This is a genomic window from Agrobacterium sp. K11, assembly GCF_059429395.1.
In genome coordinates, this window is sequence record NZ_JCAHRB010000003.1 from 339,775 (window position 1) to 355,533 (window position 15,759).

At 60.3% G+C, this 15,759-nt stretch carries 16 protein-coding genes; 8 read left to right on the top strand and 8 right to left on the bottom strand.

The window, feature by feature from the left end; all coding sequences use genetic code 11:
• Positions 1-4: 4 nt before the first annotated feature.
• Entirely contained in the window at positions 5-1,576 is a 1,572-nt protein-coding gene (hisS, locus tag AC5SEO_RS06875; RefSeq protein WP_174068014.1) for a histidine--tRNA ligase, read from the bottom strand.
• Positions 1,577-1,732: 156 nt separating this feature from the next.
• On the opposite strand from hisS, the gene relB reads away from it, so the two are divergent.
• Genes relB through AC5SEO_RS06890 form a run of 3 tightly spaced genes read left to right on the top strand, consistent with a single transcriptional unit; the run spans position 1,733 to position 2,990 of the window.
• Positions 1,733-1,966, top strand: a complete 234-nt coding sequence (gene relB / locus AC5SEO_RS06880; protein WP_004432214.1) for a type II toxin-antitoxin system RelB family antitoxin — start codon at positions 1,733-1,735, stop codon at positions 1,964-1,966.
• Positions 1,950-2,219 (top strand): type II toxin-antitoxin system RelE family toxin, encoded by a 270-nt coding sequence (locus AC5SEO_RS06885; RefSeq protein ID WP_004432216.1) that lies wholly within the window; start codon positions 1,950-1,952, stop codon positions 2,217-2,219. The genes relB and AC5SEO_RS06885 overlap by 17 nt, the downstream gene beginning before the upstream one ends.
• A 6-nt stretch (positions 2,220-2,225) precedes the next feature.
• A complete protein-coding gene (locus AC5SEO_RS06890) occupies positions 2,226-2,990 on the top strand; it encodes a hypothetical protein (protein WP_111799357.1) in 765 nt (254 codons plus the stop codon).
• A gap of 50 nt (positions 2,991-3,040) precedes the next feature.
• Here AC5SEO_RS06890 and AC5SEO_RS06895 read toward each other — a convergent pair whose 3' ends face one another.
• On the bottom strand, positions 3,041-3,958 hold the full coding sequence (locus tag AC5SEO_RS06895; RefSeq protein WP_004432220.1) for a LysR substrate-binding domain-containing protein: 918 nt from the start codon (positions 3,956-3,958) through the stop codon (positions 3,041-3,043).
• An 82-nt stretch (positions 3,959-4,040) separates the two neighbouring features.
• Here AC5SEO_RS06895 and AC5SEO_RS06900 point away from each other — a divergent pair, with 82 nt between their 5' ends.
• The gene (locus AC5SEO_RS06900) at positions 4,041-5,084 is read left to right on the top strand and encodes a YeiH family protein (protein ID WP_111799356.1); all 1,044 of its coding nucleotides are present in this window, start codon (positions 4,041-4,043) and stop codon (positions 5,082-5,084) included.
• A 15-nt stretch (positions 5,085-5,099) separates the two neighbouring features.
• Here AC5SEO_RS06900 and AC5SEO_RS06905 read toward each other — a convergent pair whose 3' ends face one another.
• Positions 5,100-5,543 (bottom strand): hypothetical protein, encoded by a 444-nt coding sequence (locus AC5SEO_RS06905; RefSeq protein ID WP_013635544.1) that lies wholly within the window; start codon positions 5,541-5,543, stop codon positions 5,100-5,102.
• Positions 5,540-6,169, bottom strand: a complete 630-nt coding sequence (locus AC5SEO_RS06910; protein ID WP_013635543.1) for a DNA-3-methyladenine glycosylase I — start codon at positions 6,167-6,169, stop codon at positions 5,540-5,542. Before AC5SEO_RS06910 ends, AC5SEO_RS06905 begins: the two co-directional genes overlap by 4 nt.
• 237 nt (positions 6,170-6,406) lie before the next feature.
• Between AC5SEO_RS06910 and AC5SEO_RS06915 the strand changes: the two genes are divergently transcribed.
• Together AC5SEO_RS06915 and AC5SEO_RS06920 are read left to right on the top strand one after the other, a co-directional pair.
• A complete protein-coding gene (locus tag AC5SEO_RS06915; RefSeq protein WP_004432233.1) occupies positions 6,407-7,180 on the top strand; it encodes a L,D-transpeptidase in 774 nt (257 codons plus the stop codon).
• A 263-nt stretch (positions 7,181-7,443) separates the two neighbouring features.
• Positions 7,444-8,103 carry an outer membrane beta-barrel protein gene (locus AC5SEO_RS06920; protein ID WP_013635541.1) on the top strand — a complete coding sequence of 220 codons (660 nt, stop codon included), beginning with the start codon at positions 7,444-7,446 and terminating at the stop codon, positions 8,101-8,103.
• Positions 8,104-8,337: 234 nt separating this feature from the next.
• Here AC5SEO_RS06920 and glcF read toward each other — a convergent pair whose 3' ends face one another.
• The 3 genes from glcF to AC5SEO_RS06935 form a co-directional block, all read right to left on the bottom strand.
• Positions 8,338-9,639 carry a glycolate oxidase subunit GlcF gene (gene glcF / locus AC5SEO_RS06925; RefSeq protein WP_112674031.1) on the bottom strand — a complete coding sequence of 434 codons (1,302 nt, stop codon included), beginning with the start codon at positions 9,637-9,639 and terminating at the stop codon, positions 8,338-8,340.
• Between the two features lie 3 nt (positions 9,640-9,642).
• Positions 9,643-10,845: a glycolate oxidase subunit GlcE gene (gene glcE, locus AC5SEO_RS06930; RefSeq protein WP_174068013.1), complete on the bottom strand. Its 1,203-nt coding sequence runs from the start codon at positions 10,843-10,845 to the stop codon at positions 9,643-9,645.
• A gap of 91 nt (positions 10,846-10,936) precedes the next feature.
• Positions 10,937-12,385 (bottom strand): FAD-linked oxidase C-terminal domain-containing protein, encoded by a 1,449-nt coding sequence (locus AC5SEO_RS06935; protein WP_236771116.1) that lies wholly within the window; start codon positions 12,383-12,385, stop codon positions 10,937-10,939.
• A gap of 98 nt (positions 12,386-12,483) precedes the next feature.
• Here AC5SEO_RS06935 and AC5SEO_RS06940 point away from each other — a divergent pair, with 98 nt between their 5' ends.
• Entirely contained in the window at positions 12,484-13,383 is a 900-nt protein-coding gene (locus AC5SEO_RS06940; protein ID WP_112290834.1) for a LysR family transcriptional regulator, read from the top strand.
• A gap of 9 nt (positions 13,384-13,392) precedes the next feature.
• On the opposite strand, the gene AC5SEO_RS06945 is transcribed toward AC5SEO_RS06940, so the two are convergent.
• Positions 13,393-14,667, bottom strand: a complete 1,275-nt coding sequence (locus tag AC5SEO_RS06945) for a DUF3422 family protein (RefSeq protein ID WP_112497011.1) — start codon at positions 14,665-14,667, stop codon at positions 13,393-13,395.
• Between the two features lie 290 nt (positions 14,668-14,957).
• On the opposite strand from AC5SEO_RS06945, the gene AC5SEO_RS06950 reads away from it, so the two are divergent.
• Entirely contained in the window at positions 14,958-15,731 is a 774-nt protein-coding gene (locus AC5SEO_RS06950; RefSeq protein WP_174068012.1) for a FadR/GntR family transcriptional regulator, read from the top strand.
• Positions 15,732-15,759 lie beyond the last annotated feature (28 nt).

The window sequence follows — 15,759 nt, forward strand, 5'->3', positions numbered from 1 at the left end:
ACTCTCAGATGTCGTCATCACGATCGCCGTTTTGGGCGGGATCGTAAGGAAATTCGTAACCCTCGGTGGCGCGGCGAACGTCCTCTGCATGATGCTCCAGAATCTCGCGAACCTTCGCCACCAGTTCGGCTTCTGGCGCGGTGATCTGTGCCACCCGCGCTTCGCGCCAGCTGGCATTGTCCTCGATCTCGCCGGAGAGGCGCTTGCCTTCGATCAGATCCTTGATCTGCACGACGCCTTCGGCGCGCTCGTCACCGCCCTGGATGATGGCGATGGGGGAGCCGAGACGGTCGGCATATTTCAGCTGATTGCCGAATTTCTTCCAGTTGCCCTGGTACATTTCGGCGCGGATGCCCTCGGCACGCAGCGCCTGCGTGAAGCGCTGGTAACGGCCCATGCTGTCCACATCGCCATCCATGACGGTGATGAGAACCGGGGCGAGCGGCTTGACCTGACCGAGTTTGCCGAGGTTCTTCAAGGCCGTCATCAGACGAGAAACGCCGATGGAAAAGCCTGTTGCCGGAACTGGCTGACCCATGAAGCGAGAGACGAGACCATCATAACGGCCGCCACCGCCGACCGAGCCAAAGACGACCTTTTCGCCCTTTTCGTTGGTGACGTCGAAGGTCAGTTCGGCCTCATAGACAGGGCCGGTGTAATATTCGAGACCGCGCACGACGGAGGGATCGATCTTGATACGCGTCGCATCGTAACCGGCACCGGAAACCAGAGAGCCGATGATGTTCAGTTCATCGACGCCTTCCGCGCCTTTGGATGTGCCCGCAACCAATTTTGCGAGATCATCGGCGCTTTCCGCATAATCCTTGATGCCGACGAAAAACAGAACCTTTTCGATCTGCTCTTCACCGAGACCCGCACCCTTGGTGAAATCGCCGGACTCATCCTTACGGCCAGGACCGAGCAGCAGCTTCACGCCATCAGGGCCGAACTTGTCGAGCTTGTCGATGGCGCGCAGCACGTTCAGGCGACGACCGGCATTTTCCTCGCCACCAAGGCCGATGGCCTCCATGACGCCGTCCAGCACCTTGCGGTTGTTGACGCGGATGACATAATCACCGCGCGCAATACCAAGCGCTTCCAGCGTATCGGCCATCATCATGCACATTTCGGCATCGGCCTGCACACCGGCAGCACCGACCGTATCGGCATCGAACTGCATGAACTGGCGGAAGCGGCCGGGGCCGGGCTTTTCATTGCGAAACACATAACCGGCGCGATAGGTACGGTAGGGCAGCTGGATTTCGTTGAAATTTTCCGCGACATGGCGGGCAAGCGGTGCAGTGAGATCGTAACGCAGGCTCATCCACTGGTCGTCGTCATCCTGCAGCGAAAATACGCCCTCGTTCGGACGGTCGCTATCAGGCAGGAATTTGCCGAGCGCATCGGTATATTCAAACAGCGGTGTTTCCACCGGATCGAAGCCGTAAAGCTCGTAGACCTTGCGGATCTTGTCGATCATTTCATTGGTGGCATGGATATCGGCAGCAGAACGGTCCACGAAGCCACGCGGCAGGCGGGCTTTCAGTTTCTGAGGCTTTTTTGCTTTTTCGCTCATGATGCCGATCCGATATTTTCCTGAAATTATGCCGGTGTATTAGATGATGAAGCCCGGTGCGGCAAGCCGCAAAGCCTCTGGTTCTACTGGCCGCACGGGGCAAACAATGCTATATGGGATGCATGTATCCCATTTTAGTCGAAAAGGGCGCAAGCAATGAGCAAACAGACTGCCATCCGCCTGCCGGACGAGACCTATGAACGGCTGAAAGCGCTTTCCGAGCGCACGGGCCGTACGTCCGCTTACTATATCCGCGAGGCGATTGAGAAACATATTGAGGATATGGAAGATCTCTATCTAGCCGAAGAGGCGACGCGACAGCGCATTGCCAATAAAGAGCGCACCTATAATCTGGAAGAAGTGATGCGCGATCTTGACCTGGAAAATTGAATTTCAGCACCGAGCCGTCAAACAGCTTGGAAAGTTGGCAAAGCAGGACGCGAACCGCATCGTTTCTTTTCTGGCGGACCGGGTCGTCCAGGACGACAATCCCCGCCAGACAGGTGCCGCCCTGCAAGGCTCAGAACTCGGCAGCTTCTGGCGTTACCGGGTAGGCGATTACCGTATCATCTGCGATATACAGGACCACAAGCTTGTCGTGCTGGTGGTGGAAATTGGCCATCGCCGCGAAATTTACCGTTAGGCATCAATGATCCTCGAAGCCCTGCAATATGCCGCCACGCGTGCGGCCACGCCGAAGCCATTCCGGCCGCATATCCGCTATTCCGTCAATCTATGGGCGCGCGCCAATCGCTGCGCAACAGCATGGGCGGAGCATGAAAACAACAGCCAGCAATTTGTGCTGCAATCGGTGAGAAAACTCAAACAGAGACGGACGGCGGTGGTGCTCGGGTCGGGTCTGCTGCGCGACGTGCCATACGATGCGCTGGTGGCGATGTTCGATACCGTGGTTCTGGTCGATCTGGTGCATCTTGCCAGCGTGCAGGCGAAACTGCGCTTCAATTCCAAAAAGAATGTGCGCATCGTCAACCGCGATCTTTCCGGTTTTGACGATATCGTTGCCGGTAAAGAACCGGAACCGCTCGAGTTCCTGCGGCGGGTGCCCTATCTGGATTTCGTCGTCTCGGCCAACCTCCTGTCACAGATCGGCACCGGCGCGCGGCATCAGCTGGAGCGGGAGAAGATTGCCGGCGCGCCTGATGACCTTTTGCCGAGGCTCATTCAGACGCATCTGGATGCGCTGGCCGCCCTTCCCTGCAAGGTGTGCCTGGTAACGGACACATCCTTTGACGTTATCGGCAAAGACGGCAGCCTGCACCAGCACGAGGACTTGCTGCACGGCGCTGATTTGTCCGCGCCGGCCGCCGCATGGGAATGGCCACTCGCTCCGTTGGGAGAGGAAAGCAGGGACTATCGAATCGTTCATCACGTCGTTGCGCATGAGCTGACGTGATAGGCTCTGCCCGCGCACCGCGATCCGATAATGCCGCGCGGCCTTTCGACCTACAAACCGGCAAGACCGGCCTTGTAGTCCTCCGAGGCGGCACGGCTGAGGCGTTCCAGTTCCATGGCGGCACGGCTGGTGTGACGTTCCTTGTGGCGCAACAGAGCAAAATTGCGGGCGGGCAGATCGATTCCGGCGCGGACCAACAATCCCTGGCGTAAGAACAGGGAAGCGACGGAGGCGGAAACCGCCGTCGCCGCGCCGCCGGAGCGTGCCGCCATCACCACGGCCTCGTTGGAGGGCAGTTCCAGCATCACGGAAAGATCTGCCGGGTCGACACCCATCTGCCGCACCGCCGCCTCGAAGGCGGAGCGGGTGCCGGAACCCTGTTCGCGCAACACCCAGGACGTTCCGTATAGAATATCGAGGGCGGTGAGATAACGGCCGTCGGCGAAGGGGTGGGCGGAGCCGGTGACGACCAGAAGCTTGTCGGATACCACGGGCTGCACCATCAGCGCCGGCTCGTCGATCTTGCCCTCGATGAAGCCGACCTCAGCCAGCCCATCGAGCACGGCCTGAGTTACCGTTTTCGTATTGCCGATATCGAGTTTCAGCGTCACACCCGGATAAAGCTTCTTGAATTGCATGAGGATCGGCGGCAGCCAGTAGCTGGCAATGGTCTGGCTGGCGCAGACGGTGATTTCGCCGCGCGTCAGACCGCCCATTTCGGAGAGAATCAGTTCGGCGCTGCGCACACGCGCCAGCGTCGCCCTGGCCTCACCCAGAAACACCCGGCCGCTTTCGGTCAATTCGATATTGCGGCCGACGCGATGGAACAGCTCGACATTGTAAAATGCCTCGAGGTTCTTGATAGCGGAACTGACAGCCGAGGCGGTCAAACCGATTGCCTGCGCGGCCCTTGTCAGGTGCTCGCGTTCGGCGACGGCGATGAAAATGCGGAGTTGTTCAAAGGTCATGGCTTTTTCATTCGATTTTACCGAATAATATATGCCATATTATTTGATAGAATAAAACAGGCCATTCCGGCATTGTCTGGCCATGGCACAGCATCGCACCCTCACTCATCCCTTCCAGTCTTCTTTTCGCTCGCTGACCCCGCTTCTGCCGGGCATTCTGCTTTGCGCGGCGGTCAGTTGCGCTGCCATTCTGGCGGAACGCTTTCAGGTGCGTCTTGCCGGACATGCATGGCTCGGTGATCTGGTGCTGGCTATTCTGATCGGTACGCTTTTGCGTTCGCTCGTGTCGCTGCCAGCGGTTGCTTCGGCCGGCATCAAGTTCAGTGCCAAGACCCTGCTCGAGATAGCGGTGGCGCTTCTTGGCGCATCCTTGAGCCTTGCCATTCTCAAAGGCGCCGGCGGTTTGCTGATCGGCGGCATCGCTGTCATCGTCGCCCTGTCGCTGATCTTCAGCTATGCCGCCGGGCGGATGCTGGGGCTGCCACCCAAACTCGCAACCCTTATCGCCTGCGGCAACTCCATCTGCGGCAATTCGGCGATCGCGGCGGCAGCGCCCGCCATTGGCGCCAAGCCAGAAGATGTCGCCGCATCGATTGCTTTTACAGCCGTTCTCGGTGTCGCCGCCGTTCTGCTGATGCCGTTTCTGCCGCAGCTTCTCGGTCTTGATGCCACCCAGTATGGCATCTTCGCGGGCCTGACGGTCTATGCCGTACCGCAGGTGCTAGCCGCCACCGCCCCGCTCGGCGCCGTTGCGGTGCAGACCGGGACAATCGTCAAGCTCATACGCGTCCTGATGCTGGGGCCGGTCATTGCTGCCCTCTCCATCATCCACGGCCAGTCCGGCAAGGGCCGGCTGAAGTTGCAGCAGATGGTTCCGTGGTTCATCATCTGCTTCGTGCTGATGATCATGGCCCGTTCCTTCGGCCTTATTCCCGAGGTTCTGCTAGGCCCCCTCGCCTCGCTCTCCAACATCCTCACCATCATGTCGATGGCGGCACTTGGTCTGTCGGTCGACATTCGCAGCCTTCGCCATGCCGGGGGCAAGGTCATCGTCGCCGCCAGCCTCTCGCTCGTGCTGCTTGGAATCTTGAGCTTCGGCCTGATCGCGCTGACGCAAACGGCCTGAAGGTGCGGCGGGCCGTTATTTCTGAGTGCTGACCGTCAGGATATAATGCGCGCCGAGCCCGCGACGCGGTGATCCCAGGATAAGCGTCGGGCGGATCAGCCATTCGGTATCCGCCTTCGGCGTCAACGTGGCGATTTTACCTTCGGAGTCGCTGAAAAAGATCGCGTCCTGATCCGGCGTCGAAAAATCAAAGATCGCCATCAGGACGAATTCGCTGGAAGAGGTAAGCTCGACCTTCATCGTCTGCCCGGCCTTGACCTTCAGGCGGTAGACATCGCCACGGCCGCGCCGTGTCCAGCCATCTAGTTTCAACGGCCCGGTGGGCGGCAGGGCAACTTCCTTGAGCCTTTCGCCGTCGTCCAGCCAGATGCCGTCGACGTTGCGGCTTTCCGCAAGGGATGGATGCGGCACGGCCGCCACGGCCATGGCAAAAGCCAGAAGAAGGGACTTTGCTTTCATGGACGTACAAACTCCCGCCGCATGGCCTCGATCGGCTCACGGCAATGACAGCCTTCGATATGATCGTTGACCATACCCATGGCCTGCATGAATGCATAGACGGTCGTCGGGCCGACGAAGGTCCAGCCGCGCTTTTTCAAATCCCTGGAAAGACGAATGGACGCGTCGCTGGTGGGGTTGGCCCTTAACGTCGCATAGTCCAGCCTTTGCGGCCTTTCTGCGGCGGAAGGCTCGAACCCCCAGAAATAATGGGCAAGCGAACCGAATTCGTCCCGGAGCGCTATGGCGCGACGGGCATTGTTGATGGTCGACACGATCTTGCCGCGATGACGGATGATGCCCTTGTCCGCAACACAGCGCTCAATGTCGGCTTCACCGAACTGCGCCACTTTTTCGAATTCGAAATTGGCAAAGGCAAGACGGAAAGCCTCGCGCTTGCGCAACACCGTCAGCCAAGAGAGGCCGGACTGGAAGCCCTCGAGACATATCTTCTCGAACAGGCGGCGATCGTCGGTGACGGGATAACCCCATTCTCTGTCATGGTAGCGGCTGTAATCCTCAAGTCCCTGCTGCCAGAAACACCGCACGCGCCCATCCGCGCCCGTTTCAAGTCCCGCCTCGTTCATACCGCAACCACCCTTTTTCGCTCCCGCCCGTGACCGGCGTGATGCGCGCACTTACCACTCATTCACCACGTTTCAAAACGGGTCGCTAACCTTAAATCCAGCTTTTTCTAATCAAGCGCTTTTTAATGAACAGCCATTTACGATTCGCTGGCGTCAAGGTGCGAACGTAGCCGGCAAGGCGGGCGAATGATCCCGCAATTGCTATTGTTGCGACATACCGCAGAGAGAGTCCACCCGATGACGATGAAGTCCGTTTTTCTGGCGCTGAGCCTCGTTTCCACCTTCGCCGCCCCGGCCGCCGCAGCCGGTGAGCGTTACCGGGAGCGCCCGCCTGTCGTCGTCAGTCCAGACCTTTCCGCCCCTTGGGTAACGCAGCTTGGTGGCGGCAATGTGCGGCCCGTGGTTTACCCGCGCGCGCCAGCAGCCCGCCAGCCTTTCTTCCAGCAGCGCCAGGCCGCCATGCCACAGCGCCCAAGCTCCGGCGTCACCTCGCAGCGCCCGGCCCGGGTACAGAACGCCGCCGTTCGCCCGAATGCGCCGGTGCGCACGCAGATCGCCCCGCAATTCCTGCCCCAGATCGTAAGCTACCAGACCACCCAGAAGCCCGGCACCATCGTCATCGATACGCCGAACCGCTTCCTCTATCTCGTCATGGCGGATGGCAAGGCCCGCCGTTATGGCGTCGGCGTCGGCAAGCCCGGTTTCGAATGGGCCGGAACACACAAGGTGACCCGCAAGGCGGAATGGCCGAGCTGGACGCCCCCGAAAGAAATGATCAGCCGCGAAGCGACGAAGGGACACTACCTTCCGGCCTTCATGGAAGGCGGCCCTGCCAATCCGATGGGCGCGCGCGCCATGTATCTCGGCTCCACGCTTTACCGCATCCACGGGACCAACCAGCCCTGGACGATCGGCAGCAACAATTCCTCAGGCTGTATCCGCATGCGCAACGAGGATGTCACCGATCTTTACGAGCGTGTGAACGTCGGAACAACCGTCATTGTGATATGACGGCAACGGTGCCGCTAATACGCGGACTTGCAGCCCACACCACGGCAGATCGCGCTTGAATTGATGTCCCGCAGCGGTACAATCGCTACTAGATTGATTGAAGGAGACTTGGCGGGGGACGCCAGGCGCCGGACCTCTCTCAGGGGGATGATGGAACGGCCTTGAAACGGGTGGTCAAATGACCGCCCGTTTTTCGTTTCTGTCATTTAAATGTTACTAAAAAGCAGTTTGGTGTGTCCTCAACACCAAACTGGATTCTCCCCATGCTGCGCCACGTTTCCATTCTTTGCGCCCTGCTGCTCAGCGGCGTTTCCTTCTCTTCCGCAATCGCGGGGGAATTTGAATTTTCCGGTTACGGCGGCTGGCAAAGCGCCCCGCACAGCGATGTCACGGTTTCGGACGGAACGGACTTTCGGGCGGGGTGGGAAGGCAAGTCATTTTCGAGCCCGGCCTATTGGGGGGTGCGCGGCACCTACTGGTTCGAGGAAGGCCAGCTCAACAATCTCGGCATCTCGCTCGATTACACCCATGACAAAGTCTATGCCGACGACCAGACGCTGGCGCGTTCCGGCTGGTCGCATTTCGAGTTCACCGACGGCCTGAACCTTTTGACGCTGAACGCGCTCTATCGTTTCCCGCTGGAGACCTGGCGCCTGACGCCTTACGTGGGCGCGGGCGTTGGCATCAACGTGCCGCATGTGGAGGTTACCCGGGCTTCCGGCAAAACCTTCGAATACCAGTTCGGTGGCGCAACCCTGCAGGCGCAGGCCGGCCTTAGCTACCGCATAACCGACAACTGGTCGACCTTCGTGGAATATAAAGGCACCTACTCCTTTATCGACGTGGATATCGACAATGGCGGCAAGCTGAAAACCGATATCATGACCAATGCGGTGAACTTCGGCGTGGCCTACAAGTTCTAAAGCTGGGATGGCAATAGAGGGCGCTTTCCGACAGGTGCCAAGCTACCCTCAAACCTCACTCCTGTGCTTGTCACAGAGATCCATCCGACGCGCGTCTGCGCTTCGAGAAGAGGCCTTCAAGCCCAAAACTTGGGCTGACTGGATCCTTGTGACAAACACAGGATGAGCAGAGCGAACGACGCACCGGCCCGAACCTTGTGTCGGGTCCCATGGCCCTTACAAGCGAACGGCGCTCTAAGCCAAAAGCCTCGCGGGTTTCGGTCCGCCATAAGCCCAGTCCAGCAGCTCGACCGTGTGCAGGATCGGCATTTCCGTGCCAGTCGCGATCTGCGTGATGCAGCCGATATTGCCGGTGGCAATGACATCCGCGCGTGTGGCTTCGATGTTCCTCACCTTGCGCGCCTTCAGCTTTCCTGAGATCTCCGGCTGCATGATGTTATAGGTTCCGGCCGACCCGCAGCAGAGGTGCCCTTCCGCCGGATCGCGGACGGTAAAACCAGCCGCTTTCAGCAATTGCTTCGGTGCCATGGTGATCTTCTGGCCATGCTGCATGGAGCAGGCCGAATGATAGGCAACCGTCAGGCCCTGGCTTTCCTTTTGCGGCAGGTCGAGCGTGGCAAGATATTCGGTGATGTCCTTCGCGAGTGCCGATACCCGTGCGGCTTTGTCCGCATAGGCCGGATCAAGCCGTAGCATATGGCCGTAGTCCTTGATGGTCGTGCCGCAGCCGGATGCGGTGATGATGACGGCATCGAGGCCGCCATTTTCCATTTCACGCATCCATACATCGACATTGCGGCGGGCGGCGGCGAGCGCCTCGGCCTCGCGCCCCATATGGTGCACCAACGATCCGCAGCAGCCTTCCCCCTTCGGCACGACAACCTCCACGCCAAGCCGCGCCAGAAGACGCAGCGTCGCCTCGTTGATACCAGGGTCAAGCACCGGCTGGGCGCAGCCGGTAAGAATGGCGACACGTCCACGCTTTTCACCTTCGGCTGACCGTTCACCCGGACGGGCAGAAGCTGAAACGGCGGGCACGGAAGCCGGGGCGAGAGCGAGCATGGATTGCAGCGGTTTCAGCGCGGGAAACTTCGCGAGCACACCGGCGAAGGGTCGCGTGATCCGTGCCAGATGCAAGGCCAGCCGGAAGCGACCGGGATAAGGCAGAACTGCAGCCAGAAGATTGCGGGTCAGGCGGTCCATGAAGGGACGTTTATAGGTTTTTTCGATATGGGCGCGGGCGTGATCGACCAGATGCATGTAATCGACGCCGGACGGACAGGTGGTGGTGCAGGCAAGGCAGGACAGGCAGCGGTCGATATGGGTGACGACTTCGCGGTCCGCCGGGCGGCTATTTTCCAGCATGTCCTTGATGAGGTAAATGCGGCCGCGCGGACTGTCCAGCTCATTGCCAAGCGTGACATAGGTGGGACAGGTGGCGGTGCAGAAGCCGCAATGCACACATTTGCGCAGGATTTTTTCGGATTCCGCCACTTGCGGATCAGCCAGTTGCTCGGGCGTGAAGGATGTTTGCATGGTTCAGACGGCCCTTCCCATCTTGCCAGGATTGAAGATGCCCGCCGGATCGAGCTTTTCCCTGATGCGCGCAGACAATATGGCCTCCGCCGCCGGGCGCGGTTCGAATGCCGGCACGGTGGCGCGCACCGCGTCGCTCGCCCGCATCAAGGTGGCGTGCCCGCCGCCGAGCGCGCGGATGGCACCGCGCAGCAATTCCGCTTCGGGGTCCGCCTCCATCTGCATCCAGATGAGACCACCCTGCCAGTCATAAAAGGCATCGATGCCCGCTTCCATGCGCAAGGCAGCAACCAGCCTGTGGCCTTCGCTCGGCGCGACCGAGACTTTCCAGAGCGGTTTGGCATCTTGCCCGGCATAGGGCGCGACATTCCGCACCTGCCGCCATAAAACAGCACTCTCCTCGCCTTCCAGCAGCGCCCATGGGCCAACCCGATCCATGACGAAAAGGAGTTTCGCCGCGCGCGCCTCGACGGAAGCCCCGAGCCCTTCCAACCGCAGGATTGTCGCCGGACCTTCCGGCAGCGCGCCTGCGATGAAATGGGAGCGAACGCTTTCCGGCAGATGGGCCGCACCGGAAACCTCGACGCTCATCGCCATCGCCGCCGCCATGATCCGCGTCGCGGCCTCGTCGTCCAGACCGCAGACAACCACGGTTTTTTCCGCTGGCGGTTTCGGCAACACGCGGAAGGTTACTTCCGTGAGAAAACCGAGCGTGCCGTGTGAACCCGCCAGAAGCTTCGAGAGATCTAGCCCGGTGACATTCTTCATCACCCGGCCACCCGCCTTGATGACTTCCGCCTTTCCATTGACGAAACGGATGCCGAGCAGGCTGTCACGCGCCGCACCAGCCACATAACGGCGCGGGCCGGAAACATTGGCAGCAAAGACGCCGCCGATGGTCGGCTCGCCTGTGGTTCCCATGATCGGGCGGTGGTCCATCGGCTCGAAGGCCATCATCTGCCGGTTTTCGGCAAGGGCGGCCTCGACGGTGGCGAGCGGCGTGCCTGCTTTGACCGTCATGACCATTTCGGCAGGGTTGTAGGCGATGATGCCAGACATTGCGCGGGAGGAAAGCGTTTCATCTGCCTCGACAGCATTGCCGAAACCAGAGCGGGTGTTGCCGCCGATGATTTTCAGCGGGGTTTTTCGGGTCGTGTGGTCGCGGATGATGTCGGCGACCTGGGTTTCTGCATAAGGGGTCAGCATGGGGTGCGCTCCGAGCAAGAGATACCCTCCTCTGCCCTGCCGGGCACGGAGGGGTGAGCCGCACCCACCAAGGCTACAAAGCTAAAGTACATCATCCCCTCCCCTCCAGCGGGAACACCTTGGAAGGGTTCATCAACCAACCCTCGTCAAAAGCAGCGCGAACCGCCATCTGCTGGGCAAGATCAGCCTCGGCATATTGGTGCCGCATCAGGTCGCGTTTTTCGATGCCGACACCGTGTTCGCCGGTGAGGCAACCGCCCGCATCGACGCAGAGCTTCAGGATTTCATTGCCCGCCTCTTCGGCCCGGGCGGCGTCTTGCGGATCGTTGGCGTTGAACAGGATCAGCGGATGCATGTTGCCATCGCCCGCATGAAAGACATTAGCGACGCGAAGGCCGAGGCGGTCGGTGATTTCGCTTGTTTTTTTCAGCACATAGGAAAGCTGGGAAAGCGGCACCGTGCCATCCATGCAGATATAGTCCGCGATGCGGCCCGTTGCGCCGAAAGCGGATTTCCGGCCCTTCCAGATCGCCGCGGCCTCCATGGCCGACTGGCATTCCCTGACCGTCTTCACGCCGTGTTTTTTCGCAATGGCGACAATATCGGCCAGCATGGCGTCCATTTCCGCCTCCGAGCCTTCGACCTCGACGATCAGCAGCGCGCCGACATCCAGCGGATATCCGGCCTTGGCGAAGGCTTCGCAAATCTCGATTGCCGGCTTGTCCATGAATTCGATGGCGACAGGAATGATGCCCGCGCCGATGATGTCGGCCACGCAGGAGCCAGCTTCTTCGGAGGTTTCGAAACCAAACAGCACCGGGCGCGCGCCCTCCGGCTTGGCAATCAGCCGCACCGTCGCCTCGGTGACGATGCCGAGCTGGCCTTCCGAACCACAAACGAGGGCGAGAAGATCGTAACCGGCGGCGTCAAGATGCTTGCCGCCCAGCTCCAGCACCGTGCCATCGACAAGCACCATTTTTACGCCGAGCAGATTATTGGTGGTGACACCGTATTTCAGGCAGTGCGCACCGCCGGAATTCATGCCGACATTGCCGCCGATGGTGCAGGCAAGCTGGGAGCTTGGGTCCGGCGCATAAAAGAAGCCTTCCGCACCGGCCGCACCGGAAATGGAGAGATTGGTGACGCCCGCCTGTACCATTGCCGTGCGATTGTAAAAATCGAGTTCGAGGATCGCGGACATCTTCGAAAGGCCGATCACCACCGCATCTTCCTGCGGAATGGCGCCGCCGGAAAGCGAGGTGCCCGCGCCGCGCGGAACGACAGGAATGCCGTAACGGTGACAATATTTCAGCACCGCTGCGACCTCTTCGGTGGTTTTCGGCAAGGCGACGGCCAGCGGCAGGCGGCGGTAGGAGACGAAAGCGTCGGTCTCGAAAGGCACGAGCTCACGCGGCTCGTGCACGAGACAGTCCTCGGCCAGGATATCCTTCAGATCGGATATGATGCGGTCACGGCTCGATAAAACCGCCGCACGCGGCTCCAGAAACTTGATCGGCTGCGTCACCGCCCCCTCCTCCATGCACGTCTTGCCAAGTGGTATTGTTTCTTTACCACTTTGAAGGAGCGCAATCAAATGCTAAGGATTTTTTCCGTTCTGGAAATAGTCGGGAGGCAACTGTGACAAATCTGGGCGATCTGGAGGTCTTCGCAACCGTTGCCGCCTCCGGCAGCATGTCGCTTGCCGCCAAGGAGCTTGGTTATTCGCCCGCTGTTATTTCTAAGCGGATCAAGCGGCTGGAAGAAAAGCTCGGCGCACGGCTGTTCCAGCGCACGACAAGGCAGATCTCACTGACCGAAGCGGGCCAGGGCTTTTACGAACGGGTACTTGCCGTGCTGGAAGGGCTGGAGGATGCCGAGGATTTCGTGTCTGGGCGCGCCAACACCGTCAACGGCACGCTGAAAATCTCAGCTCCCACCTCCTTCGGTCGCATGCATATTGCGCCGCATCTGAAGACGTTCATGGAGCGCCACCCGGACCTGTCCGTCAATCTGGTGCTCAGCGACGAATTCATCGATATCATCGAAGGCGGTTACGATCTGGCGATCCGCATCGCCGATCTCAATTCCTCCAGCCTCGTCGCCCGCCGGCTGGCGCCGGTGCGCCGCGTGCTGTGCGCCTCGGCGGAATATGTCACTGCCCACGGCATGCCGGCGACGATCGAGGACCTTAAGAAGCACCGCTGCCTGCCGGCCCACAACAACGATATCTGGCGATTGGAAGGACCGGGCGGGGCGCTCAGCATCCGCCCGGAAGGCATACTGGTCACCAATTCCAGCGAAGTGATCCGCGAGGCGGTGATATCGGGACTGGGAATTGCGTTGCGCTCCACCTGGGATATCGGCCACGAATTGCGCGCCGGCCGGCTGGTGCAGGTTCTACCCAGCTATGAGGGATCGCGAAACGTCACGCTGTCGGCGGTCTATCCAAGCCGCCAGTTCCTGCCCGCGAAGGTGCGGCTGTTCATCGACTATCTCGCCGGACTTTACGGCCCCTCACCCTATTGGGAGCATGATTGACGCCGGTATTCAGTGCCCGCCCTCGACATGGGAGCGGCGAATGCGGCGCACCACCCACCAGACGCCGAGCACGGCAAAGGGAACGGAAAGACCGGTGACCACGGCGGGATCAACCGGCAGCACGTCGTGGCTGATCGCCTTGGTGAGGTAACCGATCAATCCGACGACGTAATAGGAGATGGCGGCGACGGACAGGCCTTCCACCGTCTGCTGCAGGCGAAGCTGCATGGCGGCGCGCTTGTTCATGGTGTTCAGGAGCACCGTGTTCTGCCGTTCCAGTTCCACGTCGATCCAGCTTCTGACGAGTGCCGTGGCGCGATAGAGCTTGCGCGACAGGTTGGCCTGCCGCTCCTCGACCGACTGGCAGGTGCGCATGGCGGGCGCCAGACGCCTTTCCAGAAAGCTGCCCATGGTCTCGTGCCCCTGAACCGGCGTTTCCGCAAGCGCGCGAATACGTTCACGCACGATGCCGTCATAGGCGCGGCTGGCGCCAAAACGATAGAGGCTGAGCGCGGCATTGGCTTCCAGTTCCGCCGCGAGCCGGGTCATCTCCGCCAGCAGCGCATCGGCCTCGTCGCGCGCGCCGTTTTTCATGCGCTGTGTGATTCCCGTCAGGCCATCTTCGATGCGACGGATTTCCGGCGACAGCGTCTGCGCCATCGGCAGTCCGAGCATGGCGAGCGTGCGATAGGTCTCGATATCCAGCAGCCGCTGCACCAGCGCACCGCGGCTGTAATCGCTCAAGCCACGGTCGATCACCAATATCTGCGTCAACCCGTCGCGATCCTGACGAAAATCGGTGAGGATCGCCGCCTGCCCGTCGCGCACGTCGCTGTAACAGAGGCTCGTCGGCTCGAACATGGTCTCCGCATTGGGGGCCGTTGCGCCTTCTGGACGGATTTCCAGCCGTATGCCTGATATCAGGGAGCCGGGTGGTGAAAAACCGTCGCCGAACGGGTCGCCGACAATATCGCCGCCGAATTTTTCCGGCGCGGGGCCATCCCAGAACCATGTCGAGAATTCGGTATGCCGCTCCCAGCGCAGCGTACCCTGCCCCCAGGGCATGGCATGGTGGCGGGCATCGCGTTCCGGCGGCGCGACACCCCGGCTGCGCGACATTTCCGCAATGACCGAGTGATGCACGGCAGAACCGCCATCCATCATGAAGGCAAGCTGGACGATGATGCGCGACGGCGCAAGAAGCACGGTCGGCCGCGCATGAACCTCGCCGAGAGCCAGCGATCTTTCCGGCGCGCTTGCGAAAGCAAATCTACCCTTGGCCATTGCGATATCGTCCCCGCCTGTTTCGCCGGTTTTCTAGAACATCCATCGCGATGACGACACCGCAATCGAAGCATATGTAATTGTTTTGATGCACCTGACGGAGAAAACCCGCCATTACCACCCTGTGCGGGTGCTTTAACAAAAGCCAGTTTAAAAAGGCAGGTGCCGTGTTGCCGCAGGCATGGCGCAGAGCTTACGGCAGAACTGGACAGAATATTTGACCAGTGCGATGCTTCGCTGATAATTTGCCTCATCGAATACGGGGCGAGATTTCGCCGGAGAATGTTGCGATGGACGAAACACTGTTCGCCCGAATAGAGCACAGCCGCACATCGCAGGAGGTGATCTTACGTTTCGAGGAGCTCATCCTCGACGGCATATTGCGGGATGGCGACCGGCTGCCCGGCGAGCGTGAACTGGCGCAGAAGCTCGATGTCTCGCGGCCAATCCTGCGGGAAGCGCTGAAGGAACTCGAAACGCGCGGCCTTCTCACCAGCCGGCACGGCGGTGGGACTTATGTGGCCGATATTGTCGGTCCGGTCTTTTCCGATCCCTTGAGCGCGCTGATCACACGCCACAGCCGCGCAACGCGGGATTTTCTGGAATATCGCCGATATATCGAAGGCATGACCGCCGAACTTGCGGCACAGCGGGCGACGGAACCGGACAGGCGCAACCTTGCGGCTATCGTCGAAAAAATGCGGGAGGCGCATGAGGCTGGCCGCTTCGAAGATGAACTTGCAAGCGATGTGGAATTTCACAACGCCATCGGCGAGGCGGCACATAATATCGTGCTGATGCACACATTGCGGTCCTGCTATCGGCTCCTGAGCGACGACATCTTCTATAACCGCCATCTCATATTCAGTGTCGCAGGTGCGCATGACGAGGTGCTGAGACAGCATATCGCCATCCACGAGGCCATTGCGGGCGGTAATGCGGCAGGGGCAAGGGCTGCGGCGGAAACCCATATCGATTTCATCGTGGACACCACATCAAAGGCGCACCAGGCAAGGGAATGGGACCGGATTTCACGCCTGCGACAACAGCAGCGCAACGCCTGAAAACAGCTTCAGACGAAATGCGGCATCG